Genomic DNA, 23,064 nt, shown 5'->3' on the forward strand with positions numbered 1-23,064 from the left:
CGCAGGGTTATGCCGTAGCGGCTGCGCAGGCGCCGTACCTCCCAGACTGACAATGCGGTCACCGTCAGCGGGCCGCCGAGGAGAAATGCGTACAGCACCTCCCAAGGCGCGGCGACATCGGGGCCGTCGAAGACCTGGAAGACGAAGAGCGACCAGACCAGCAAAGGTGAGAGCAGCGCCGGGAGCAGCTGGTGGACCTCCGCAGCGCGGAAGCATGAGCTGACGCAGCTGTAGGCCGCAACGATCGTGTAGAGGGACGAGACGATCAGCAGGACCACGGCGACGAGTGCCCCGAGGACAAGGACCAGCAGGCTCAGCAAGGAACAGATGATCCCGGGACCGGTGATCGAGGAAAAGAAGGCAACCAATTCCGGCTCGCCGACCAGGTCATATACACGGGTTATATCAAGGTGATCCATCGGACCTCCGAGGCTCGAACGTGAGCCCGTTGCGACTGTACCTGACGCCCCGCCGACTTCTCGGCTCCGTCCCCTGTTCTCGCCGTTACGCTGCGCTTCAGAGACTCGGCGGCCGAGGGTCCTGGAGGGGCGGTGGTCTGCATTGTGGTCGCGTACTCGATGGGGCAAGCGGCCCAGTCGGAGTTGCCGGCGGCGCCGGTGGTAGGTCCGCTCGATCCAGGTGACGATCGCAGTGCGGAGGTCCTGCCGGGCAGTGCACAGGCGGCGGCGGTCGCGGATGTTGTTCCGCAGGAGTGCGAAGAAGGATCCGTCGCGGCGTTGCCACCGGCAGCGCCGACTCCTCCCATGGATCCGGTCAGGCCATGGCGGGCAGAGCGTGGACGCACTTCGTCGACCCAAACCGCGCCGCGATCGGAAGGAATCTTGTCAGCGGCACTCCCTCACGAGCGGGGTAGAACCTCTTGACGGCAGGATCGCCTGCGACAGATACGCCGCCGCACGGCGCAGGACCTCGTTCTCCTGCTCCAGCAGCCGGACCCGCTCCATCGGCTCGCGATTCTCCGCCGACTCCGACCCGGTGACGCCGGGCTCCTCGCCGTCCTCGACCCTTGCTCGGCGCATCCTCTTCGACAGTGTCATCCCGTGACGCCGAAGTCCTTCTCGATCTGCGCGAGGGGCACGCCCTTCTCACGGTTGCGGGCCACACGGACGACGTCGTCACGAAACTCTTGGGGGCAGGGAACTGGCACGGCTACATCCGGAAGGCGGCTGTCGGCCTGGCCGGCCTGATCACACCGGGACAGTGGGGCGACGCCCTCATCGCGGTTCTGGAGCACATCCGTGTCCCGCGGCCAGCCTTTGGGCACCCGAGGACGCGCCCGGATCACCTCTGCGGGGACAAGGCGTACAGTTCCCACCGAAACCGCCATCACCTGGACGCAGGCATATCCGGCACACGACCCCCGAGCGCCGGGACCAACAGGCCCACCGCCGACACCGTGGCCCTGGGGCACACCCACCGGTTTCCAGCGGGACCGGTACGCCCGCAGGAACGAAGTCGAGCGCAGCGTGAACGCTCTCAAGGGCTTCCGCTCCGTCGCGGCACGGTTCAACAAGTGAGCCTCTGTCTTCCAGAGCACGGTCACCGTCGCAGCGATCCGGCTCTGGCTCCGCTCATGAGCCGCCGGACATGCCGGAGGGCACGGTTCGGCCCGGGGGCTGCGCAGCGCTTCCGGAAGGCTTTGCGTCGACGGAAGGTTCTGGGGTCTCGGAGGGCGTCGTCTCATCGCCCTTTTCCCACGGATAGACGGGGTCGTCGTCGATCGACGGGCTCCAGGACGGCTCCTCGGGGACCGCGAAGGGGCCCTTCCGCTCATTCATCATGAATATCGTCACGAGCGCCAAGACGACACTCAAGATGGTCAGGGCCAGCCCTACGGGATTGTCGGGGTTGTAGACATACCGGCTCGTACCCCAGTTGCTCTTCTTGAAGACCGGCTCGTCGTCGTCACGCTGCGGCATGTTCCCCCCAAAAAAACCGTCGCTCAGCCAATAGATCTTCGCACGCTGTGGCCTGACCCCTCGGGCAGCCCCTGGGGCAGGCTGGGCATCTCCAGCGACCGTCCTCACCCGCCCGCTTCGCAGGATTCCTCTTCACCGCCGTGCGCGCTCCTCACCGCTGACGGTGCTCCACGGTCTCCCGGAGCGCGAGCAGCAGCAGGCCCGCGCGGGCGAGGTGACGGTCTTCGCCCTCAGGTGCGGAACCGCGAGAACCGCGCTCCGCTTTCTGCTCGGGCGCGCCCCGGCCGCGCCTCCCGGCGCTCGGGCAGCCTGTCCGTCGACGGCCCGGGCGTCCCGCTCGCCTGCCGAGCCGCCTGAGCAGACCCGCGGCACGAGAAGCAGGATGAAAGTCCGGTGCCGCTCACGCTTCTCGGCGGAGGCCCTCGCTGACGTCACAGCCTGCTCGTGCCCGGCGGCAGCAGATGGTGTGCCCGGCAGCGCCGGCCGAGGGTCCGCCGGGCAGGCATCGCCGCGTCGCCTCGGGCTGGGGAACATGTTGATCCGTGACGGCGGCGCCCCGTCTCGTCGGCTCATTCATCCTGGCAGGCCCTCGGGGCCGCTTTCTGCTCCTCTTCCCCGATCCGCACGGGGGGTTGCAGATGGAGGGCTCGCGGCGGGGGCTTGCCGGGTGCAGGCCGGAGAGGAGCTGGACCGGCACCGCGCCGCCCGGCGCGTGCGGGCCGTCCCAGGACGACTCCGACCAGGACGAGTGCCAGTCCGCACAGTTGCCGGGCTGTCAGCACCTCTCCGGCCACCGCTGTGCCGAGCAGCACACCTGTGACGGGGTTGAGCAGTCCGACCAGGCCCACCGTCCCCGCAGGCAGGTGTCGTAGCCCGGTGAACCAGGCGGTGAAGGCGAGCGCGGTGGCGACCAGGGCGACATAGCCGAACGCGAGGAGCTCCGGTGCGGAGAGTGCGGGCGGAGGGCCCTCCACTGCGGCGGCGGCCGGCAGCAGGAACAGTCCTCCGGCGATGAGCTGCCAGGCGGTCGAGGCGAGTACGTCGGTTCCGGTGTTCCAGCGTTTGGCCAGGATGTAGCCGGTGGAGGAAACGAGCATGGCCGCGGCCGAGGCGAGGAGACCGGATGCGCGTGCTCCAGCCGTTCCCGTGAGCAGCATGAGGCAGACTCCGCCGAGGCCGATCGCGGCGCCGGCCAGGTGCGGGAGGCCGGGCCGCTCGGAGAGGAGGGGCCATGCGAGGAGCATCATCGCCAGGGGGGAGAGCGCCATGACGGTCGAGGCGATGCTCGTCGGCAGCAGCTGGGAGGCGGCGTAGACCAGGACGAAGAACACGCTCACGTTGAGCAGTCCGAGCACCGCCGACTGCCACCAGCAGGCACCGCGCGGCCGTTGCCTGCACAGGCCCAGTAGGACGAGACCGGCGGGCAGTGCGCGCAAGGCTGCCCCGTAGAGGGGAGTGTCGGGCGGCAGGAACTCGCGGGTGACCCAGTAGTTGGTGCCCCAGGCCACCGGTGCGACAGCGGTCAGGGCCGCCCACCGCGCATTGTTTTCCATGGAAGGCAATATAGCTTCCGGGGAAGGTATTGTGGTGGGCATGGACGACCCGCAATCACCGGACCGCGTGGCCCGTATCCAGGAGGACTGGCGCCGCGAGCGGCCCGACCTCGATGTCTCCCCCCAGGGTGTGATCGGCCGGCTGCACCGCCTGGCCGGCCACCTCACCGAGGAACTGTGCCTGGTCTACGGACGCCACGGACTCAGCGAGGGAGAGTTCGACGTCCTGTGCGCACTGCGCCGCGCCGGTGAACCCTACGAACGCGCACCCGGCGCACTCGCCGCACACACCATGGTCACCACCGGTGCGATGACCAAGCGGATCGACCGCCTGGAACAGGCCGGACTCGTCACCCGCCGCCGCTGCGACGACGACCAGCGCGGCCGGATCGTGGCCCTCACCCAGCCGGGACGCGAACTGATCGACCATGCCTTCACCGACCACATCCGCAACGAACACCGCCTGCTGGACCTGCTGACACCCACCGAGGCCACGGCACTCCAAGGACTGCTCGCCACCTGGCTGACACGCCTGGAGAACCCACCCCCACCCGACAGCAGATGACCCACCAGAAACCAGGAAACCGAGCCGCGATCCGGCCCTCTGTGTCCGTAACGCTTCTCGTGCGCCGGCCCAAGAACAGACGAGGTGACAACGAGAAGAGGCAAGACCGGAGCAGAGGAGTCAGTGAGTGCAACGGATACGGGGCGGCCCTGCTGCCGCCGCACGTGATCCACAACTGTTCGAGCAGTTCTACCGGCGCCATGTCGAGGGTGTGACGCGTTTCGTGGCCCGACGTGTCGCGGACCCGCACACGGCCGCCGACCTCACCGCGGAGATCTTTCTCGCGGTGCTGGACTCCGCCCACACCTACCGGCCCGGCCGCGGCAGCGAGACCGCCTGGCTGTACGGGATCGCCCGCAACGTCGTCTCGTCGGAGCGCCGCAGAGTCGCCCGGGACACCGCGCGCGACCAGCGGATCTCGGGGCGGCGCCTGCTCGACGCGGACGACATCGCCCGGCTCGAGGACAAGCTGGACGCCGAGAGCCCGGGCCGGCGTGCGCTGGACGCCATGAAGCGACTGCCGGAAGGAGAACGCGCCGTACTGGAACTGATCGCGGTCGACCAACTGACCGTCAGCGAGGCCGCAGCCTCGCTCGGCATCCGCCAGGTGACCGCCCGGGTTCGCCTGCACCGAGCCCGCAAGGCGCTGCGTGACGACATGACCGAGAGCAGGCTGCAGACCCGTGTCTCCGTGGTGACACAGAAAGTTGGGGAGAAGGCATGAGCACGAAGACGACGTTCCAGGACAGGCTGCTCTCCGAGCTCAAGGACGAGATCGGGAAGCGGGAGGCGTTGGCCGTCCGGGAGGCACCCCAGGCGCGGGAGCAGCGCACGAGGCCGACGGGGCCGGACCGCCGCCTGTTCACACCCCTGCGTGTCGCAGGAGCCGGGATGGCCTGCTCAGCAGCGGCGGCCGCCGTGGTCCTCACGCCGGGTTCTCCGGCCGACTCACCGGCGTACGCTCTGGAGCGTATCGACGACAGCAGGGTCAGCGTCACGATGGGGGAGATCAAGCCCGACCGCCAAGCACAGCAGGAACTGGCCGACAAGCTGCGCGAGTACGGGATAACAGTCAGCATCGACGTGCTTCCTCCCGGCTACCGCTGCCGGGAACCGCGCGGCGAGGCCATCGACTGGACATTCGTCCCGGAGGGCAAGCCCGTGAAGGCCGCGGGGTCGCAGGACGGGAGCCGTTCAGTGGCGCAGAAGGGCCACTTCAAGATCACCCTCGAGGAGGGCGACACGCTGCTCTTCGAGAACTCCGAGTCCCACAGCAGCACATCCCATGCCTTCGTCTTCGAGGACGCTGACTCCCACAGCGGCACGTCACCTCGGTCCCTCGCCGTCGGCGGCATCAAGGGCACCGCCTCCACGTGCGAACGGGTGAAGGCCCCTGAGACCCCCACACCGCCGAACACCGACAAGAGGGCACAGACGAACATCACCTGACGGGGCCTGCAACACGCCCCGCCGGCGGACGATGCGCCGTACCTGACCACGCGGTTCGGTCACCGCGGTCCGACAGCAGCGGCCCCGGCCGGACATGTGCTCCGCCCGAGGACCACGTCCAGCTACAAGGCCGGTAGGGGGCCTGCCGCACCGTGTTGCGGCAGGCCCCCTACCCCCTACCGCACCGTGACACCGCCGGAGCGAGCTCTCCTCCTGGTTCACCGCTCGTTCGGATGCCCTGTCCGAGCCGGCCGACGACGTTGTGGCAGGTGGCGGGACCATCAGCCGGTGACCGAGGGGATTCTGCACCGGGTACGGACCGGCGTGCAGTGGCGGGACCGGCCCGAACCGTTCGGGCCGTGGACGACCGTCCATGAACGCCACCGGCTGTGGTCGGCCGACGGGACAGGGGAACGCCTGCTCCAGCAGGTCAGGCCGGGGCCGACGCGGCAGCCGAGATCGACCGGGACATCGCGCTCGATTCCACCGTCGTGCGCGCCCATCAGCACACGGTCGGCGTTCGGACCGCGTCACCGGCCGGCACCCGTCAAAGGGGCCGAAGTAGTGAAACACCAGGACAGCACCCCGTGGCAGAGCATGGTCGACCGTCTGGTGAAGGTGGTCCACCATGCTCAGCGACCCAGCGCGGTACGCAGGGTTATGCCGTAGCGGCTGCGCAGGCGCCGTACCTCCCAGACTGACAATGCGGTCACCGTCAGCGGGCCGCCGAGGAGAAATGCGTACAGCACCTCCCAAGGCGCGGCGACATCGGGGCCGTCGAAGACCTGGAAGACGAAGAGCGACCAGACCAGCAAAGGTGAGAGCAGCGCCGGGAGCAGCTGGTGGACCTCCGCAGCGCGGAAGCATGAGCTGACGCAGCTGTAGGCCGCAACGATCGTGTAGAGGGACGAGACGATCAGCAGGACCACGGCGACGAGTGCCCCGAGGACAAGGACCAGCAGGCTCAGCAAGGAACAGATGATCCCGGGACCGGTGATCGAGGAAAAGAAGGCAACCAATTCCGGCTCGCCGACCAGGTCACCCTTGAGCGTCGTCACGGACAGCCAGAACACTGCCGGGCCCGCAGCGAGCGCCAGCATGGACTTCAGTGGCCCCAACAGACGCCGGGTGAAGTGGCGGCGCCGATCCTGGGTTCCCGCAAGGAGAAAGGCCGTGATGCCGACCGTGCTTCCGACCAGCAGAACACCGCAGGAGATGGCGATTTCGAGGAGCTTGCCGAGGATGAACTCCTCCCGGCCATCACTCAGCGGGTAGGCCAGGACCAGCCAGGCCGCCGCAGCCATGCCCAACAGCGTCCGCCCGAGCTGCATCCGGGCGATGACCGCGTCGTGTGTGCGTTCGTCGAGTTCGGGGCGCACGCTCCCCAGGCCGACGCGGAGAGCCGCGTACACCGCGGCGATGGGTCCTGCGCTGCCGCGGCGCAGTCCGGTCCTGCTCACCTGGTGCTCCCCCGAGTTCTACGCCATACAACACCGCGAAACGCCGCACACCCCGACGGACCGCGCCTCGGGGTCGAACAACAGCGCATGCACGGGACGGATCAAGGTGATCCATCGGATCTCTGAGACTCGAACGTGAGCCCGATCGGGACTGTACCTGACGTCCCGTCGGCCGCTCGGCTCCGTCCGACGTGTTCTCGCCGTTGCCCAGCGCTTCAGCGACTCGACGGCCCAAGGTCCTGTGACAGTGCCCCCGGACCTCGGGGAGGTTGTGTCGACGCCGACTGGACGGTCATCAAGGTCGTGCGGACGAAGTGACCTGACTCGCCTGCTCCGACGTGAAGGGGACGACCGCTGCCTTGAGTCGGCTCGGTCACGGCAGCGGGCCCGTACTCATCGGACCGGGTGAGTACGGCTACGCCCCGCACTCCGGTCGGCACCTGTCGATGCGGGGGGTCCTCCTTCGGAGACGGCTGGCGGCCTCGGGAGGCGCGGCTTCGTCGGCGACGGATTCGTCACGCTGCCCGTGTGGTGTCAAAGCCCCGGACGGTTCAGCTCAGTAGGGTGCTCCGGGTGAACGAGGAGAACCCCGTTGCCGGCACCGGGAACGGCGCCCAGCGGCTGCTGACGCTCTCCGATGGTGTGTTCGCCATCGCGCTGACGCTGCTCGTCCTCGACATCTCGGTCCCCGACGACCTGGATGCCCGGGAGTACGACAAGGCGCTGCAGGAGACCATGACCCAGCTGTGGGCGTACTTCCTCAGCTTTGTGATCATCGCTGTGTTCTGGCGTGAGCACCAACGGATCTTCCGCACCACGCAGTGGGTCGGTCCGGTGGAAATGAATCTCACTCTGCTCGGACTCGCGCTGGTGGCGCTGCTGCCGTTTCCGACCTCTCTCCTGTCGGACTACAGCGGACACTCCTCGGCCGTCGCCTTGTACTCGGCCAACGTGGCAGCCACAGAGGCGGTGCTGATAGTGCTGTGGCACGTCGTGTGGAGCCGGGAGGGAGTGCGTCGGCAGCCGGGGGCCGAAGAGGTTCGCCGAGCTTCGGTCACGGACACGGTCCCCGGTGTGGTGATCTTCACCGCCTCGGTACCGGTCGCGTACCTCTCCCCCGCCGGGGCGATGTGGCTGTGGGCCTGCCTGATCCCCGTCAAAGCCGTCACCGGGCGGAGGCTCGACCGGGCGTGGCGGGAGCTGGGAGTCTCTCGGTGACGACAGCCTTGCTCCGGTGACAACCGCCGTGCCCTGGCTCGTCACTGCCATGGCCGTCACTGCATGGCTCGCCATCGACGGCGGCGGCTTGGCTGCGCTGCGCGCATCACAGTGGAAACCTTGCCCCGACGGGTGCTGCTCGCGGGCGAGGCGGGGCGCATCCGGCGTGCCCGCACGGACCCGGGCACGCTCGGCCCGTTGCACCCGCCGCCCGCGGACGGACCTCCGTCGCCTCGCCTGCCGGTCCGCCACCAAGGAGGCCGGGATGCTCGCCACGGCCGGTACCGGCCGACTGACTCTCACAATGGACAGCATCGACCCGCCGGTGACACATGCAGCAGCGCATCGACGTGCACGAGTGCGGACTGGAGCAGATGGAGCGCGAGCATCGAGGTCTCGGCGTGTTCCTTGTCCGGACCGGTGAGCGCCCCCGTCCTTGCCGTAGTGAAGCACGGTGTTCGCGCTGCCCCTGTCCTCCACGAGGAGTGGCCGGTGCTCGGCAGGCACGAGCAGGCCGCCGGGTGGTTGCAGGTGTGGAGCGACCTGAGTCGTGCTCCCCGGACGATCGACACCTGCGCCCGAGGGCTGACCGAGTACCTGGAGAGGTGCGAGAGCCTGTTCAGGAGGTCCAGGACGCCCCATCGGTGTGCGACCTCGTCCTCGACGGCCGCCAGGCCGGTGGGCTCGGCCAGTGGTTCCAGCTCGGGCACGGTGATGTTCGGTGCAGGCTCGCCGCGTTCGGGGCACGCCCCTCGGAGTCCCAGCGGGGCGGTGCAGGGCCCAGGTCCGGAGTACTCCGGTCCTGGGCCCTGCCGAGGTTGCTGACCCGCTGGGCCCCGTCGGATGCCCGCCGTACGGTCCGTCGCACCCCGGCCCGCCTCTTCGGAGCCCGTCTCATCCGGGATCCAGAGCACCCGGTCTCAACCGCTCCGGCCCGCATACCGGCGCACGGCCTGGCCGACAACCGAAGAGCAACGGCAATTGCCGTCAGCCCGACGGGACAAGCCATGCCGGAGTTCCGAGGCAGCGAGCACATTGCAGGACCGCGAAAACGGTATCGGGGAGCATCGCGAGGCAGCCGGGGAAACGGTCAGCGGATCAGCGTTCGGCGACGAATGTCCTGGCCTCGCCGGAACGGCTGGAGCATGACTGCTTCTCCTCGTCAGTCATCTTCCGGGTCTTGACGACCACCGCATTGCTCTGGCCGTCCGTTCCGTTCGGGGCCGGGCCTGTGATGACGTCGGGCACGAACCAGTAGTAGTGGCCCCACTTCGGGTCGTCGTAGTGGGTCTGCCACGTGCCGGAGACCTTCTGCATCACCTGCGCCCGGGAGATCCAGCCGACCTCGCCCGGCCGCACCGTCATGTTGACGGAGCTGCTCTCCGAGTGCGTGCTGGACCAGGTGTGGCTGTAGGTCGCCGTCACGCTGAGGTCGATGATGCCTGCGATCTTGCCGCCGGCGGTCACGGAAACGCCCGCCGAGTCGGTGGATCCTACCGTGTCGGACCACGTCATCGACTGAGTGGCAGGCGAGGTGGTGCAGTTGTAGAGCGAGTCGGAGACCTGATGGAAGCTTCCCAGGTATGCCTCGCCCAACTTGGGTTCGTTGAATGTGCACTTTCCTGCGCCCGAGTCGCAATCGGCTATGAGCTGTGTCCGGGTGGGCTGCTCCTCGGCCGAGGCCGGTGCTGCAGCCGCCGCGACCACGCCCAGGGCGGCCGCTGAAAGCGCCAGCATCCGTCCGGTGTGCCGTCTCCTGCGATTGTTCGCCATACGTGCGTCCTTTCGCTGTACATGGGGGGCCGGTGATTACGGGCAGAGCGACTGAAGAGTCGCCGCGTATTACCGCCTGCTGCGGCAGCGCGTTGCCGCAACCGACATACTTGCAGCGTCAGTTGATGCACGTACAGCTGTGGAACTCTTGTGCCCGAATAGTGGACACCTCGGCCTCGGGAACCGGTTGTGGGAGTCGGCTGTCTGCTGGCAACAGGCAGCAGTGCCCTGCCTTTGGTGTCTGTCAGGGCTGTGTGGGCCGCCGGGTACACCGCCCCGGCGTTCTCGGGGACGGCTGGCTCAAGCTGCACAAGAGCGACGGGGAGGAGAGACCTTTCCAGGCCGCTTCGGCGCCAAGCGCATCGTGCTGACCGTAGGCAGTGCGCAGGCGGCTGTTCCCCTCGGTGAGCGACGCAGCCAGCACGCGCACATGCACCCCGTCGGCTCGGGCCCGTGCGCGACGGCAGTACGGGCCCCGGGAGGAGCACACTCCGCCGGACGGCTCGACGGCGCTTCTGCCCCAGCCCTCGGGGGAGAAGCGCCGTCACCCACCTGCCACGGCCCGGCTCCCGAAGTCCGCCCTCACACGGTCCGTACCTGCCGCATGGCCGCACGCCCGCTCGGCTTCATCGAGTACTGGGCACTGTCCGGCGGATCATGTGACCGTCGGCTTGCCTGGCTCGTTGTTCCCGGCATGGGGCGGGGTGATCTGACGAATGCCGAGTGGGGCCGGCGTTGGTCGGCGGACGGTACGTGGGACCGGATTCTGCGTGCCGTCCCGGCGGACGCCGACCTCGCGGGCCGGATCGACTGGAGCATGGTCGGCGTCGATTCGACGTCCTGCCGTGCTCAGCAGCACAGGGCCGGGGCCCGAAAGAAGAAGCCACGCATCCGAAAAAAGGAGAACGCCCCGGCACCACCACCCCGACGAAGGACTCGGACGGTCCCGGGGCGGTCTGACCTGCAAGAGCCACCTCGCCGGTGAGGGGCTGCCGGCCCACGAGCGGCCGGCAGCCCCCCTTCGCGGGCACGACAGTGCCGTCGTTTCTCATCGAGACCCGTGAGCCAGTTGATCACCAACCGCCTCCGGAACCGGACGTCAGACGCTGTTCCTGAAAATCGACGGAGCCACCCGCCCGGCGCGCGGCAGGATCTCCTCCCGCGCGGTCGGCGATGCCCGGTGCACGGGACGGGTCAGCGGTGTGCGCCGACTCCGGCGAGACCGGCCCGGGCGAACTTCTCGTCCAGTTCCCCGGAGGGCGCACCCGCCACGCCGATACCGGCGATCGGCGTGCCCCGGTGCGTCACCGGCACCCCACCCGGCAGAAACAGTGTGCCGGGGATGTCCTTCAGGTTCGGGGCGGACTCCAGCCGTTCGGTCAGCTTCGAGGTGGGGGCGTTCCAGGAGACCGCGGTGTACGCCTTCTCGACCGCCGACTCGTAGGACTGCGGACCCGCGCCGTCGCCGCGGAGGGTGACGAGCGTGTTGCCGTTGCGGTCGACCACCGCGACGGTCACCTGTCGGCCCTCCTTCTCGGCGGCCGCCAGTGCGGATCGCGCCGCGTCGGTGGCGGCATCGGCGGTCAGGTGCCGGGTGGTGGTGGTCTTCGCCTTCGGCACGGCGGCGGCCGCGTCGGCCGACGGGGCCTGGGCCGAGGCGGAGAGCGCGCCGAATGTGCCGGCGCCGACCAGGGCGAGGCCCGCGGCGCAGGAGACGACCTTGGCGGGGGTGAGGAACTTCTTGGCCTTGTGCTGCATGCCTGGGAACTCCGGTTGTCTCGTCGTCGGGTGTCTCGGGCAGTCCGCCCGGGGGGCAGTACGGGTTTCGCGGGCCCGGCCCGGCCGCGGCACTCCGTGCTCTGTGCTCGGCCGGGTCCGCCTCGTGTCCCGCACCGGGCCTCGGGTCCGGTGCCGTGTCTCCACCCTCCGGCGCGGACGGGGCGCGGGCGTCGGCGTACCGGCTGGTCCGCGGGGATACGACGGCCGACGGCGTGGTCATCCGATCGGTTGACCCGCAGGGGCTCGGCGCAGGGTGACAATGGAGTCGTTTGTGCAGCTCAGCTGCCTCACCGGTGGGCGGACACGAGGAGTGCCCGACCGGCGGTCGGCCGCTGAGGACCCGTCGTGCAAGGTGAGGAGCAGGGACGTGGCCCGGAGCAGACCGTCGGCCCCCGGCGGCGCACCGGCTGCCGGGCGTGACCGCCGGTGGCTGGCGCTGGTGATCCACCTGACCTTCTTCCTGCTGCTGGGAGCCGCGCTGGTGCGGTACGTGCAGCGGCACGGCGCCGCCCTTCCGGTGCTCGCCCTGGCCGGAGCGCTGGCTCTGCTCTACGGTTTCGGCCCGGCTCTCGGCCGGCTTCCGGCGACCGGCCCGCCCGCAGCGGTCGGCGCGCCCCCGGACGCCGTCCGGCGCCCCTCGGCGCGGCACCTGCTGTGGCTGGGTGTGCTGGTCGTGGTCTGGGCCGCGCTGGTGGCTCTGGCACCGAGCTTCTCGTGGTGTGCGGTTCCGCTGTTCTACACCGCGCTGCGTACGCTGCCGCCGCCGGCCGCGTACGGGCTGGTGGCGTTCTTCACCGGCTTCGTGGTCCTCGCCCAACTGCGGCTGGCAGCACGCTTCGACCTGGACCTGGTGGTGGGCCCGCCCGCGGTGGCCGCCCTGGCCCTCGCGGTCTTCACCTCCATGGACCGCCAGTCCGCCCGGCAGGCCGTGCTGATCCACGACCTGGCCCGCACGCATCGCGAGCTGGCCGCGACCGAGCGGCGCGCGGGCACGCTCGCCGAGCGCCAGCGGTTGGCCGTGGAGATCCACGACAGCCTCGCCCAAGGTCTCTCCAGCCAGCAGATGCTTCTGCAGGCCGCCGACCGGTTGTGGGACGCCGACCCGCGGCAGGCACGCGCCCACGTCCGCGCCGCGACCTCGATCGCCGAGCGGAGTCTGGCCGAGGCGCGTCGCTTCGTCCACGATCTGGCGCCCGCCGACCTGGCCGAGGGCGGCGGTCTGGAGGCCGCCCTGCAGCGGCTCGCCTCCCGCGAGTCGACTGCCGAGCGGTCCGTCCACTGCCGTGTCGACGACGCCGTCGGCGCTCCTGCGCTGCCCGGGCACGTCCAGTCCGCGCTGCTGCGCATCGCGCAGGGCGCCCTGGCGAACGTGCGGGAGCACTCCGGCGCCTCACGTGCCGCTCTCACGCTCTCCCATCTCGGCGACCAGGTGCGCCTGGACATCGCCGACAACGGCCGCGGCTTCGACACCGCGGCGTCGCACGGGCCCTGGCAGCACGCCCGCGGCCACGGTCTGCCGGCGATCCGGGCCCGGGTCCGGCAGGTGGGCGGTGCGCTCACCGTCGAGTCCGCGCCCGGTGACGGCACCGTCGTCTCCGTCTCCGTTCCGCTCCACCCCGCCTCCGCGAAAGCCGACACCCCATGAACCGCGCTCACCGCGACGATGCGGCATCCTCCGCACCCGCCGGAACCGACCCGCCCGGCGACGGCGGCCCCGATGCGTCCTCGGCACCGGTCCGGCTCGTCCTGTGCGACGATCACGCCGTTGTCCGCGCGGGGCTGCTCGCCCTGCTCGGGAGCGCGCCCGGCATCGAGGTCGTCGGCGAGGCGGGCAGCGGCCCGGAAGCTGTCGCGCTCGCCGCCCGGCTGGCCCCCGATGTGGTCCTGATGGATCTCCAACTGGGCGAGGACATGGACGGTACGGAGGCGACCCGCCGGATCACAGCCGAGTCCGGAGGCCGGGTGCATGTCCTGGTTCTCACCACCTACGACACGGACGCCGACATCACCCGGGCCATCGAGGCCGGCGCGACCGGCTACCTGTTGAAGGCCGAACGTCCCGATGAGCTCTTCGCCGCCATTCGCAGCGCCGCCGTCGGCCGTACCGCACTGTCGGCGCCGGTGGCCCACCGCGTCATGGCCCGTCTGCGCAACCCGCGGCCCACCCTCACCGACCGGGAGCGCGACATCCTCGGCCAGCTCTCCCGCGGCTTGTCCAACCGGGACATCGCGCGGGCTCTCTTCGTCAGCGAGGCCACGGTCAAGACCCATCTGGGCCGCATCTACGACAAGCTCGGTGTCGACACCCGCGCAGGTGCCGTCGCCGTCGCCAAGGAGCGGCGTCTTCTGTCGTAGGCCCGCGGCTGTGCACGCCAGGATCGGCGACGTTCCGCTGTCCGCGCCGGGGGCGGGCGAAGAGCAGGGGGAGGTCCGGCGCTGTGTCCTGCGGACTCGTCGGCGGCTGCGCGAGGGGCGGGCTGCTGTGCCGCGTCTCGCGACGGACGGTGCCGGACGGGGCGCGGGCCCGTCGCCCGGGGTGTGGACGGCCGGTGGCCGTCGGTTGCCGGAGTCCCGGCTCCGGACAGTGCGGTCGAGCAGGTCCCGGGCCGCTTTTCGTCAGCGCGCCCGTGAACGGGTACCTCCGGCGATGAGGGCAGCGGGGTCGACGCCGGTCAGGTCGCAGCTCGCGTCCCACAGCCGGGCCGCCACCGAGGTGTCGGAGAGGTGGTTCCACACCTGTTCGCTCCGCGGCTCGCCGCGCAGGCCGAAGACGCGCGGCCCCCATATCCGGCCTCCGCGCACGCCCGGGTCCAGCACTCCCCTGACGGCGGGCCACGCACCGGCGTGCTTGCCCTGGACGAGGAGGGCCGCGGGTGCCGCGCGCAGTCGTGCGCCCGTGGTCCGCATGTGGACCGGCGGCCGTGCCGGGGTGAGGGAGTCCAGTGCTCCGCCGGGATGGACGACCACGCTCTCCACCGTGCTGTCGGCAGCGCGCAGGCGGCGGTCGAGTTCGAGACCGAAGTACATCTGCGCCAGCTTGGACCGTCCATAGGTGCGCTTGGGCCGATAGTCCGCCCGGGACTGCAGGTCGTCCAGGTCGAGCCGCTCCGACTTGGCGGCGAAGCTGCCCACGGTCACCACGCGGGCCGACGGCGCGGCCGACAGCAGTGGCATCAGCCAGTGGGTCAACGCGAAGTGTCCCAGGTGGTTCGTGCCGAACATGAGCTCGTGACCGGCCGTTGTCGTGCTGCGCGGGGGATCGTCAAGCGCGACACCGGCGTTGTGGACCACCGCGTCGAGCCGCTCCACTCCCAGCGAGTCCACCGCTGACGGCAGCGACGGGAGGTCCGCGAGGTCGAGCAGCACCGCCCGCACCCGTGCGTCGGCGACCCGTGCACGTATCGAGGCCATGGCGGCTTCGGCCTTCGCCGGGTTCCGGCTGCCCAGTACGACGGTCGCCCCGGTGGCCGACAGTTGCTCCGCGACGAAGTACCCGATGCCGGCGTTGCCGCCGGTGACCAGGAAGACGCTGCCGTCGGCGCGCGGGAGCCGATGGACGTTCCAAGGCGGGGTGGAGGCTGCGGACGGCATGGCGGGGGGGCTCCCTTGTTTCCGGACGGGCGACTGCTGCTGCGGCGGCCGGCTGCCGGCTGCCGGGCGACGCGACATCCACGGTTCCAGGGGCCACCGACACCTCGCCTACGGGTCACCGACAGCTCTGCCGGCGGCCGGGGGCGTCGGGATCCGGTGCCGCAATCGTCGCCGTACTCCGGTGCCGAGTCGCTGCACTCCGGTGCCGAGTCGCTGCACTCCGGTGCCGACCGGTCACGGCGATCCCGGCTCTGGCTCCGCGGACGGGAGGAGGGGAGTGGCCATGGGCTGTCATGGGCCGTCGTGGGGCGGTCAGGGGCCGGTCAGGGGCCCAGCTCCGCGGTGACGGCGCCGCGGAGCAGATGGCGGGCGCGGTCGAGGGTGAGGGTGCCGCTGAGCCAGCGCTTGCTGAGTCCCTCGACGAGAGCCGTGAGGCGGTCGGCGGCATCGTCCGGCGAGATGCCGGGGGTGGCGCGGCCGTTCTGCTGGGCGCGGTGGATGAGGTCGCCGGCGTAGTCGTTCCAACTGTCGGTGGTGATGCGGAGCTGGTCGCGCAGTTCGGGCTGGAAGACGGCGGTGGAGCGCAGTTCGCCCCAGGCGGTGCTGTTCTCGACGACGGCGGGGGCGTCCTGGAGTTCGAGGAGCAGCATCTCCTCCAGGTGGCCGCGGGGGTCGGTGTCGGGATCGGCGGTGGGGTGGGTGTAGTGCTCGGCCCGGGTGTTGATGAAGTCGAGGGTGCGGGCAAGCAGACCGGCCCGGTCGCGGAAGTGGTAGTAGATCAGCGAGGTGGAGACTCCGGCCTCGGCGGACAGTTCTTCTACTCGCAGGCCCCTGATCCCGCGCTGCGCGATGACGCGGGCGGCGGCTTCCAGGATGGCGGTACGGCGGGCGGACACGGTTTCGGCTCCCTCGAGGCGTTCCGGCAAGGCGTTCCAAGTGCTGTCAGGGATGATGCTACAGTCCCATCCTGACTGAAATTTCAGTCAGGATGATGTCGAGGGTGGGAGTCAGGTCATGGGGAGACCGAGTCGGCGCAGCGTGCTCAGGGGCGGTACGGCTGCGGCACTGACCACCGCGGGGGTGACGGCCTGCGCTCCGGACCGGGAGAGGACGACGGGCCGCCCGTCGACCGGAGCGAAGGAGAGCACGGTGGCCGACTGGAAGCGGACAGATCTGTTCATGCCGGCGGAAACCCACGAGCATGTCCGCACGTTCATGTCCTGGCCGCCGCTGGACTCGGTCTGGGAGGAGATGGCGGAAGACGTCCAGCGTGACATCGCGGGTATCGCCCGCGCACTGGCCGAGTTCGAGCCGGTGGTCCTCCTTGCTGCCCCGGAGGAGGCCAAGGCCGCCCGTCGGGCCTGCGGCTCCGGGGTCGAGGTGATCGCCGGTCCCACCGACGACCTGTGGATGCGTGACAGCGGCCCGGTCTTCGTCCAGGGCCCCGAGGGCTTGCGGGGCGTCGATCTGCACTTCAACGGCTGGGGCGGCAAGCAGGAACACGAGAGGGACGCGAAGGTCGCCCGCACCGTGCTGGAGTACGCGGACGTTCCCCGCATCGACGCACCCCTGGTCGCCGAGGGCGGCTCACTGGAGGTGGACGGGAAGGGCACTCTTCTGGTCACCGAGAGCTCGCTGGTCAACTCCCATCGCAACCCCGGTCTGAGCCGTGATGACATCGAGGCCGCACTCGAGCACCTGGCCGGCGCGGACAAGGTGATCTGGTTCAAGGGCGTCAAGGGCGAGGACATCACCGACTACCACGTCGATTCCCTGGCCCGCTTCGGTGCGGACGGGGTCGTCCTGCTCAGCCGTGCGTGGGACGGCGACGGACCCGATGTGTGGACCCGGGCACACGAGCAGGCCCGCAGCGTCCTGGAGGACAGCGCCGACGCGCGGGGCGGGAAGTTCGAGATCGTCGATCTCCCCGAGCCCGACCCTGCCAGGCTCGGTCGTCGCGGTGAGGACTTCCTCGGTTCCTACGCGAACTATTACCTCGCCAACGATGTCGTGCTCGTCCCGCGCTTCGGCGACCGCAGAGCCGACCGGCGGGCCGCTGCCGTGATCGGCGACCTCCACCCCGGCCGCGAGGTCGTCCAGTTGGAGATCGACGCCATCGCCGAAGGCGGCGGCGGCATCCACTGCGCCACCCAGCAGCAGCCGACCGCCTGAGGAGGTTGGACGGGCTCGCGCGCGCCGGAAGGGATCCGGGTGACGCCGGCCCACCGCGACCCGGGCGGTCCCGCGGGCTCCGGCGAGCGGCCCGCCGCGACGCCGATCGTCCCCGCCGGGGACGGGACCTGCGGAGACAGGGCCTGTGGGGACGACCACCGGACGGGACGGCGACGGGCGCACCGGGCGAGGGCTCTGCCGGCTTCGTGGCACGGTGGTCGGCCTCGGTCCTCTGCCTCGGGGAGGAATCGCCCGCCGCACGGGTCTCGGACTCCTGCCTGCCGAGCGGGCGGTGCCTCACGGCGTCCGCGACGGAAATTCCCTGGCGATCCGCCTGCTGGAGGTGCCAGGCTGAACCGTGCCGAAGGGGTGTAGCTCAGAGGCCAGAGCGCCGGCCTCCAAAACCGGATGCCGCAGGTTCGACTCCTGCCACCCCTGCCACAACATGCTTGCCGCGGGCCGGGGCCCCGACCGCGAAGCCGGGCTCCGGCCGAGACCCGCCGTCGCGGCCGCGGACCTCCCCGTGCAGGGCGAGTTGTTCTGCTTCGACCGCCGACGCGGGACAGGCACACGGTTCTCGCGGTGCCCTTGCGAGGTCCCCGGGCCGCCACCTGCTTGCACCGGCCCGCCGGGCGGAACTTCCGTTCGGAGGCGGTCCGCACGGAGCGAGGTCCTGTTCCAGGCGGGCCGACCGCAACCGCTCGTCGCCCTGCGCCCGGAGGGGCCCGCCAGGGGCCGGCCGGTCCGCAGGCGCCTCAGCCCTCCCCCGGGCGACGGGCGGTGCCGCCGTACGCTGCCGCATCGCGCCAGGACCCTTCCGAAACCTCGCGCAGGCCGGCACCCGGCCGGGCACACTCCCCTGGTCCCCGTGGCGACTTCGAGGACAACGGCCTCCGCCGGGACAGGTGCCGACCGGTCCGCGGGCGGCCCCGGCGACGACGTCCTCCCCTGGTGCCGCCGCCCGGGACTGTCCGGGACCGGCCGTTCACGGCCGCCGCCGGATCCCCGGTGCGGATCTCAGACCAGGGCGCCCGCGGTCAGTTCCCGGCGGGCCCTGGCCGCCGCGCCCACCGGGATCGCGTCGGCGCCCAGCGCGGCCCGCACCAGCCGGACCGGGTGGCCGCTGACCGGCGGTTCGGCGGCCAGCGCCTCCCGTACCAGGGGCTCCAGCAGCCACCAGGCGCCGCTGACACCGCCGCCGACCACCACCGTGGTGACATCGACGAGGCCCGCCGTCATCACGATGGCCCGCGCGAGCCCCCCGGCGGCGGCCCGGTACACCGCGAGGGCGTCCCCGTCCCCGTGCCCGGCGGCCTCGGCGATCTCGCGCGCCGTCAGCCGGCGGCCGGTGCGCTCGGCGTATCGGGCGCACAGCGAACGCCCGGAGGCGAGGGTCTCCAGATGGCCGCGGCCGCCGCAGGTGCAGGGCAGGTCGCCGAATCCGGGGATGTGCCCGATCTCGCCCGCCGCACCGTGCGGTCCGGGGAACAGCGCACCGCCGGTCCACAGCGCCCCGCCGACACCGGTGCCCAGCGTGATGCCGAGGATGTCGGTCTCGCCGCGCACGGCGCCGCCGTACACCTCCCCGTACAGGAAGGCGTTGACGTCGTTGTCCAGGTAGGCCGGGACGCCGAGTGCGGACTCGACGGCGTCGGCGACCGCGAAGCCCGCCCAGCCGGTGAAGGAGTCGCTGGCCACCAGGATGCGGCCCGCGGCGGAGTCGACGACGCCCGCCGCACCGGCTCCGACCCCGACCAGCCGCCCGGGGGTGCGCTCCAGCAGCGGAGCCAGCGCGCCGAGCGCCTTGCCGATCATGGCCTGGCCGCCGTCGGCTGCCGGGGTCGCCGTACCGGCGCGGTCCAGGACCGTCAGGTCCTCGGCGCAGAGGACCACTTCGGTGGTGGTGCCGCCGATGTCCATCCCGGCGAAGAGGGTGCGTTCCCGGGGGGTCAAGCCGTCGCCTCCGTCCGGCCCGCTGCCAGGGTGGCCAGGCGTTCGGCTCTGCGGCCGCGCTGCACCACCGGGTCCGGCACCGGCACGGCGGCCAGCAGTCTGCGCGTGTAGTCGGTCTCCGGCCGCAGCAGCGTACTGCCGGTGTCGCCCTGTTCCTCGACCCGGCCTGCCCGCATCACCACGACGCGCTGCGCGAAGTGCTGGACGACGGCGAGGTCGTGGGAGACGAAGAGGCAGGCGAAGCCGAGTTCGGCCTGGAGTTCGGAGATCACCTCGAGGACGGCCTCCTGCACGCTGACGTCGAGCGCGCTGGTGGGTTCGTCGGCGACCAGGAGGCGGGGCTCCAGCACCAGGGCGCGGGCGAGGCTGACCCGCTGGCGCTGCCCGCCGGACAGCTCCCTGGGGGCCCGCCGGGCCACCTCGCGCGGCAGCCTGACCCGGTCCAGCACGGTGGCGACCCGGTCCTGGCGCTCCCGCGCGGTCAGGCCCCGGCGGTGCACCCTGAGGGGTTCGGCGACGCATTCGCCGACGGTCATCCTGGCGTCCAGCGAGGCCACCGGGTCCTGCAGCACCACGCCGATGCCGGCCCGCAGCGCCCGGCGGGCCCGGGAGCGGGTGCGGGCCAGGCCGGTGCCGAACAGCGAGACGGTGCCCTCGGTCGGCGGGACCAGGCCGAGGGCGACGCGGGAGGCGGTCGACTTGCCGGAACCGGACTCGCCGACCAGGCCGAGGGTCTCGCCCTGGTGGACGGTGAGGGAGACACCGTCCAGCGCCCGTACGGCGTTCCTGCCGCGTCCGAAGACGACGGAGACGCCGTCCAGTTCGACGACCGGCTCGGACCCGGCAGCGGATGCGGCGGGCCGTGCCGCATGCGGCGCGCCCGCGTCGGCGACGGAGAGGCGCGGCACCGCGGCCAGCAGTCGCCGGGTGTACTCGTGGGAGGGGCGCAGCAGCACGTCCTCGACGGGGCCGGTCTCCACGACGGTGCCCTGGTACATGACCGCGACCCGGTCGGCGAAGTCGGCGACCACGCCCATGTTGTGGGTGACCAGCAGCACGCCGGTGCCGGTCTCGGCGGCGAGGCGGCGCAGCAGGTCGAGGATCTCGGCCTGCACCGTGACGTCCAGCGCGGTGGTCGGCTCGTCGGCGATGAGCAGCGCGGGCTCGTTGGCGATGGCCATGGCGATGACGACGCGCTGGCGCTGGCCGCCGGAGAGCTGGAAGGGATAGGCGGAGGCCCGCTTCTCCGGTTCGGGGATGCCCACGCGGCGCAGGAGGTCCACGGCCTCGGCGGCGGCGTCCTTGGCGGAGACGTCGCGGTGGTTGCGGACGACCTCGGCGATCTGCTTGCCGACGCGGGTGAGCGGGTCCAGGGCTGTGGCCGGTTCCTGGAAGACCATCGAGACGGTCCGGCCGCGCAGGCCCGCGAGTGCGGCCTCGCCGGCGCCGATCACCTCGGTGCCGGCTACGGCGGCGCTCCCGGTGGCGCGGGCGTTGTCGGCGAGCAGGCCCGTCGCGGCGAGCGCGACGGTGGACTTGCCGGAGCCGGACTCGCCGACGAGGGCGAGGGTCTCGCCGGGTTCGACCAGCAGGGACACGCCGCGGACGGCGGGCACCTCGCCGGACTGGGTGGTGAAGACGACGCCGAGGTCGTCGAGTTGCAGGATGGGCCCGGCCGCCGGTGCGGCAAGGCTTTCGGCGGCGGTCATCCGCGTCCCCTCACGTCGAATGCGTCGCGGAGCCCGTCCCCGATCGCGTTGAACGCCCACACCACCAGGATGATGGCGAGGCCCGGCGGCAGGATGAGCCACCAGTAGCCGGAGTAGGCGGCGGTCAGGCCCGCCGACAGCATGCCGCCCCAGTCGGTGGACGGCGGCTGGACGCCCAGGCCCAGGTAGGAGACGTAGGCGACCAGCAGGATCGCGTCGGCGATCTGGAAGGTGGCCGCGACGACGATGGTGGAGACCGAGTTGGGCAGGATGTGCCGGGTGATGGCTCTGGAGTGGGTGCCGCCGATGGCGCGCAGCGTCAGGACGTAGTCGCGGTTCTTCAGGGTGAGTGTCTCGGCGCGGACCAGCCGTGAGGGGACCAGCCAGGAGACGAAGCCGAGGATGAGGACGAGGCCGCCCAGGCCCGGGGTGGTGATGGCGGAGACCACCAGCAGGATGAAGAGGGCGGGGATGGCGATACCGGCGTCCACGATCCGCATCATGACGGCGTCGACCCAGCCGCCGGCGTATCCGGCTGCGGCGCCCCACAGGGTGCCGATGACCGTGGCCAGGACGCCGGCGGCGAGGCCGACGGTCATCGACACCTTGCCGCCGTACATCAGCCGGCCCAGTTCGTCGTGGCCGACGGCGTCGGTGCCCAGCCAGTGTGCGCCGCTGGGGGCGAGGTTGACCTGGTGGAGCAGGGTGTGGGTCTGGTCGGTGGAGTAGACCAGCGGGCCCGCGAAGCAGAACAGGACGAAGAAGACCACGACGCCGAGGCCGACGACGGCGAGCCGGTTGCGCAGGAAGCGCCGGACGGCCAGCCGGGTTCCGGACGCCGCGGGCTCGGGGGTGGTGGCGGTGCCGGGGGCGCGGTCCGGCTGCATGACTGTGCTCATGACCGGCCTGCCTTCACTCGGGGGTCGATGATCCGCTGGACGATGTCGGCGAGCAGCGTGCCGGTCACCGTGGCGACCGCGATGATCAGCACGCAGCCGAGCAGCACCGGGTAGTCGGAGGACTGCGCGGCGGTCCAGAAGAGCAGGCCCATGCCGGGGTAGTTGAAGAGCTGCTCGACGACCAGGGCACCGCCGAACAGCACCGGCACGTAGTAGCCGAGCATGGCGACCACCGGGGTCAGCGAGTTGCGGAAGACGTGCCGCCACAGGATGGCCCGGGAGCGGGAGCCCCCGGCCCGGGCCGTCCTGACGTAGTCCTCGGAGAGGTTCTCCAGGGTGGCTGCGCGCATGTAGCGGCTGAAGACCGCGACCATCGAGGCGGCGCCCGCGGCGACGGGCAGTACCAGTCCCTGGGGGTAGGCGAGCACCTCGCCGAGTGTGTGCCCCTGCGGGGCCTGGGAGGGGAACCACGGCAGCGCCTGGCTGAACACCAGCACCAGGATCAGCCCGAGGAAGTACACGGGTGTGGAGTAGGCGATGAAGCTCAGCGTGGTGATGACGTAGTCGACCGGCTTGTTCCGCCGCACGGCCTGCCACATGCCCAGCGGCACGGCCAGCAGCAGGCCGACGACCGCCGAGAGGACGGTCAGCAGCAGGGTCTTCGGGAGCCGCTCGGTGATGAGCTGCGACACCGGTTCGTTGAGCGTGTAGGAGGTGCCGAGGTCGCCGTGTGCCAGTTGCCCCAGGTAGTAGAGGTACTGCACGGGGAGGGGCTTGTCGAGGCCCTGTTCGTGGTCGAAGGCTGCGATCTGCTGCGCGGTGGCCTGCGGGCCGAGGATCCCGCGGGCGGGACCCCCGGGCAGGGCGTGCAGCAGGGCGAAGACCACGATCGTCACGATCAGGATGACCGCGGCGGCCTGCAGGACGCGCCTGATCAGGTATGTGGGAGTGCTCATGTGTGTTCCGTCGTTCGGGCTCGGTGGTGCGCGCGGTCGCGGGGACG

At 71.0% G+C, this 23,064-nt stretch carries 21 protein-coding genes, 1 tRNA gene and 4 pseudogenes; 11 read left to right on the forward strand and 15 right to left on the reverse strand.

Annotated features, from left to right (window positions below; genetic code table 11):
- From BMX65_RS27315 to BMX65_RS27320, 3 genes and pseudogenes are all read right to left on the reverse strand, one after another.
- Nucleotides 1–419, reverse strand: a pseudogene (locus BMX65_RS27315) (hypothetical protein); the annotation flags it as partial.
- A 165-nt stretch (nt 420–584) separates the two neighbouring features.
- Nucleotides 585–825 (reverse strand): annotated as a pseudogene (locus tag BMX65_RS33760) (IS3 family transposase); the annotation flags it as partial.
- Between the two features lie 20 nt (nt 826–845).
- Nucleotides 846–1,040: a hypothetical protein gene (locus tag BMX65_RS27320; RefSeq protein ID WP_143081893.1), complete on the reverse strand. Its 195-nt coding sequence runs from the start codon at nt 1,038–1,040 to the stop codon at nt 846–848.
- Between the two features lie 97 nt (nt 1,041–1,137).
- On the opposite strand from BMX65_RS27320, the pseudogene BMX65_RS33765 reads away from it, so the two are divergent.
- Nucleotides 1,138–1,538, forward strand: a pseudogene (locus BMX65_RS33765) (transposase family protein); the annotation flags it as partial.
- 54 nt (nt 1,539–1,592) lie between these two features.
- Here the strand turns inward: BMX65_RS33765 and BMX65_RS33070 are convergent.
- Both BMX65_RS33070 and BMX65_RS27340 read right to left on the reverse strand, forming a co-directional pair.
- The gene (locus BMX65_RS33070) at nt 1,593–1,940 is read right to left on the reverse strand and encodes a hypothetical protein (RefSeq protein WP_075003033.1); all 348 of its coding nucleotides are present in this window, start codon (nt 1,938–1,940) and stop codon (nt 1,593–1,595) included.
- A 569-nt stretch (nt 1,941–2,509) separates the two neighbouring features.
- The gene (locus BMX65_RS27340; RefSeq protein WP_075003034.1) at nt 2,510–3,493 is read right to left on the reverse strand and encodes a DMT family transporter; all 984 of its coding nucleotides are present in this window, start codon (nt 3,491–3,493) and stop codon (nt 2,510–2,512) included.
- A gap of 40 nt (nt 3,494–3,533) precedes the next feature.
- Between BMX65_RS27340 and BMX65_RS27345 the strand changes: the two genes are divergently transcribed.
- From BMX65_RS27345 to BMX65_RS34370, 4 genes are all read left to right on the forward strand, one after another.
- The gene (locus tag BMX65_RS27345) at nt 3,534–4,058 is read left to right on the forward strand and encodes a MarR family winged helix-turn-helix transcriptional regulator (protein WP_075003159.1); all 525 of its coding nucleotides are present in this window, start codon (nt 3,534–3,536) and stop codon (nt 4,056–4,058) included.
- 127 nt (nt 4,059–4,185) lie between these two features.
- The gene (locus tag BMX65_RS27350) at nt 4,186–4,782 is read left to right on the forward strand and encodes an RNA polymerase sigma factor (protein ID WP_075003035.1); all 597 of its coding nucleotides are present in this window, start codon (nt 4,186–4,188) and stop codon (nt 4,780–4,782) included.
- Nucleotides 4,779–5,507 (forward strand): hypothetical protein, encoded by a 729-nt coding sequence (locus BMX65_RS27355; protein WP_075003036.1) that lies wholly within the window; start codon nt 4,779–4,781, stop codon nt 5,505–5,507. Before BMX65_RS27350 ends, BMX65_RS27355 begins: the two co-directional genes overlap by 4 nt.
- A 186-nt stretch (nt 5,508–5,693) precedes the next feature.
- Nucleotides 5,694–6,176, forward strand: a complete 483-nt coding sequence (locus BMX65_RS34370) for a transposase (RefSeq protein ID WP_420856786.1) — start codon at nt 5,694–5,696, stop codon at nt 6,174–6,176.
- Here BMX65_RS34370 and BMX65_RS27365 read toward each other — a convergent pair.
- The gene (locus BMX65_RS27365; protein WP_143081894.1) at nt 6,140–6,967 is read right to left on the reverse strand and encodes a hypothetical protein; all 828 of its coding nucleotides are present in this window, start codon (nt 6,965–6,967) and stop codon (nt 6,140–6,142) included. The two genes, BMX65_RS34370 and BMX65_RS27365, sit on opposite strands and share 37 nt — an antisense overlap.
- Before the next feature lie 573 nt (nt 6,968–7,540).
- Between BMX65_RS27365 and BMX65_RS27370 the strand changes: the two genes are divergently transcribed.
- On the forward strand, nt 7,541–8,185 hold the full coding sequence (locus BMX65_RS27370) for a TMEM175 family protein (RefSeq protein WP_162637697.1): 645 nt from the start codon (nt 7,541–7,543) through the stop codon (nt 8,183–8,185).
- Nucleotides 8,186–9,283: 1,098 nt separating this feature from the next.
- On the opposite strand, the gene BMX65_RS27380 is transcribed toward BMX65_RS27370, so the two are convergent.
- The gene (locus tag BMX65_RS27380) at nt 9,284–9,958 is read right to left on the reverse strand and encodes a hypothetical protein (RefSeq protein ID WP_075003038.1); all 675 of its coding nucleotides are present in this window, start codon (nt 9,956–9,958) and stop codon (nt 9,284–9,286) included.
- A 730-nt stretch (nt 9,959–10,688) separates the two neighbouring features.
- Between BMX65_RS27380 and BMX65_RS32295 the strand changes: the two are divergent.
- Nucleotides 10,689–10,961: pseudogene (locus BMX65_RS32295) on the forward strand (IS5/IS1182 family transposase); the annotation flags it as partial.
- A 191-nt stretch (nt 10,962–11,152) separates the two neighbouring features.
- Here BMX65_RS32295 and BMX65_RS27390 read toward each other — a convergent pair.
- Nucleotides 11,153–11,716 (reverse strand): GlcG/HbpS family heme-binding protein, encoded by a 564-nt coding sequence (locus BMX65_RS27390; protein ID WP_075003039.1) that lies wholly within the window; start codon nt 11,714–11,716, stop codon nt 11,153–11,155.
- 388 nt (nt 11,717–12,104) lie between these two features.
- Here BMX65_RS27390 and BMX65_RS27395 point away from each other — a divergent pair, with 388 nt between their 5' ends.
- Both BMX65_RS27395 and BMX65_RS27400 read left to right on the forward strand, forming a co-directional pair.
- Entirely contained in the window at nt 12,105–13,382 is a 1,278-nt protein-coding gene (locus BMX65_RS27395) for a sensor histidine kinase (RefSeq protein ID WP_075003040.1), read from the forward strand.
- On the forward strand, nt 13,379–14,092 hold the full coding sequence (locus tag BMX65_RS27400; protein WP_239502247.1) for a response regulator: 714 nt from the start codon (nt 13,379–13,381) through the stop codon (nt 14,090–14,092). Before BMX65_RS27395 ends, BMX65_RS27400 begins: the two co-directional genes overlap by 4 nt.
- Nucleotides 14,093–14,353: 261 nt before the next feature.
- On the opposite strand, the gene BMX65_RS27405 is transcribed toward BMX65_RS27400, so the two are convergent.
- The 3 genes from BMX65_RS27405 to BMX65_RS33775 all read right to left on the reverse strand — a co-directional run bounded on the left by BMX65_RS27405 (nt 14,354) and on the right by BMX65_RS33775 (nt 16,509).
- Nucleotides 14,354–15,328, reverse strand: coding sequence for an SDR family NAD(P)-dependent oxidoreductase (locus tag BMX65_RS27405; protein WP_075003041.1), 975 nt, complete (start codon nt 15,326–15,328; stop codon nt 14,354–14,356).
- A 323-nt stretch (nt 15,329–15,651) separates the two neighbouring features.
- Entirely contained in the window at nt 15,652–16,224 is a 573-nt protein-coding gene (locus BMX65_RS27410) for a TetR/AcrR family transcriptional regulator (protein WP_075003042.1), read from the reverse strand.
- A gap of 111 nt (nt 16,225–16,335) precedes the next feature.
- Nucleotides 16,336–16,509 carry a hypothetical protein gene (locus BMX65_RS33775; protein WP_239502246.1) on the reverse strand — a complete coding sequence of 58 codons (174 nt, stop codon included), beginning with the start codon at nt 16,507–16,509 and terminating at the stop codon, nt 16,336–16,338.
- Between BMX65_RS33775 and BMX65_RS27415 the strand changes: the two genes are divergently transcribed.
- Together BMX65_RS27415 and BMX65_RS27420 are read left to right on the forward strand one after the other, a co-directional pair.
- On the forward strand, nt 16,508–17,500 hold the full coding sequence (locus BMX65_RS27415) for an agmatine deiminase family protein (protein WP_239502245.1): 993 nt from the start codon (nt 16,508–16,510) through the stop codon (nt 17,498–17,500). The two genes, BMX65_RS33775 and BMX65_RS27415, sit on opposite strands and share 2 nt — an antisense overlap.
- A gap of 365 nt (nt 17,501–17,865) precedes the next feature.
- Nucleotides 17,866–17,941: transfer RNA gene (locus BMX65_RS27420), tRNA-Trp, on the forward strand.
- A 576-nt stretch (nt 17,942–18,517) separates the two neighbouring features.
- On the opposite strand, the gene BMX65_RS27425 is transcribed toward BMX65_RS27420, so the two are convergent.
- From BMX65_RS27425 to BMX65_RS27440, 4 genes are read right to left on the reverse strand one after another with little or no spacing between them, the layout of a single operon-like run.
- Complete coding sequence (locus BMX65_RS27425) at nt 18,518–19,420, reverse strand: ROK family protein (RefSeq protein ID WP_075003162.1); 903 nt, start codon at nt 19,418–19,420, stop codon at nt 18,518–18,520.
- Between the two features lie 29 nt (nt 19,421–19,449).
- Nucleotides 19,450–21,162 carry a dipeptide ABC transporter ATP-binding protein gene (locus BMX65_RS27430; RefSeq protein ID WP_075003044.1) on the reverse strand — a complete coding sequence of 571 codons (1,713 nt, stop codon included), beginning with the start codon at nt 21,160–21,162 and terminating at the stop codon, nt 19,450–19,452.
- Nucleotides 21,159–22,061 carry an ABC transporter permease gene (locus BMX65_RS27435; protein WP_075003045.1) on the reverse strand — a complete coding sequence of 301 codons (903 nt, stop codon included), beginning with the start codon at nt 22,059–22,061 and terminating at the stop codon, nt 21,159–21,161. The genes BMX65_RS27430 and BMX65_RS27435 overlap by 4 nt, the downstream gene beginning before the upstream one ends.
- On the reverse strand, nt 22,058–23,017 hold the full coding sequence (locus tag BMX65_RS27440) for an ABC transporter permease (RefSeq protein ID WP_075003046.1): 960 nt from the start codon (nt 23,015–23,017) through the stop codon (nt 22,058–22,060). The genes BMX65_RS27435 and BMX65_RS27440 overlap by 4 nt, the downstream gene beginning before the upstream one ends.
- Between the last annotated feature and the right edge of the window lie 47 nt (nt 23,018–23,064).

The sequence above is a fragment of the Streptomyces qinglanensis genome, assembly GCF_900111245.1.
Taxonomy (GTDB): Bacteria; Actinomycetota; Actinomycetes; order Streptomycetales; family Streptomycetaceae; genus Streptomyces; species Streptomyces qinglanensis.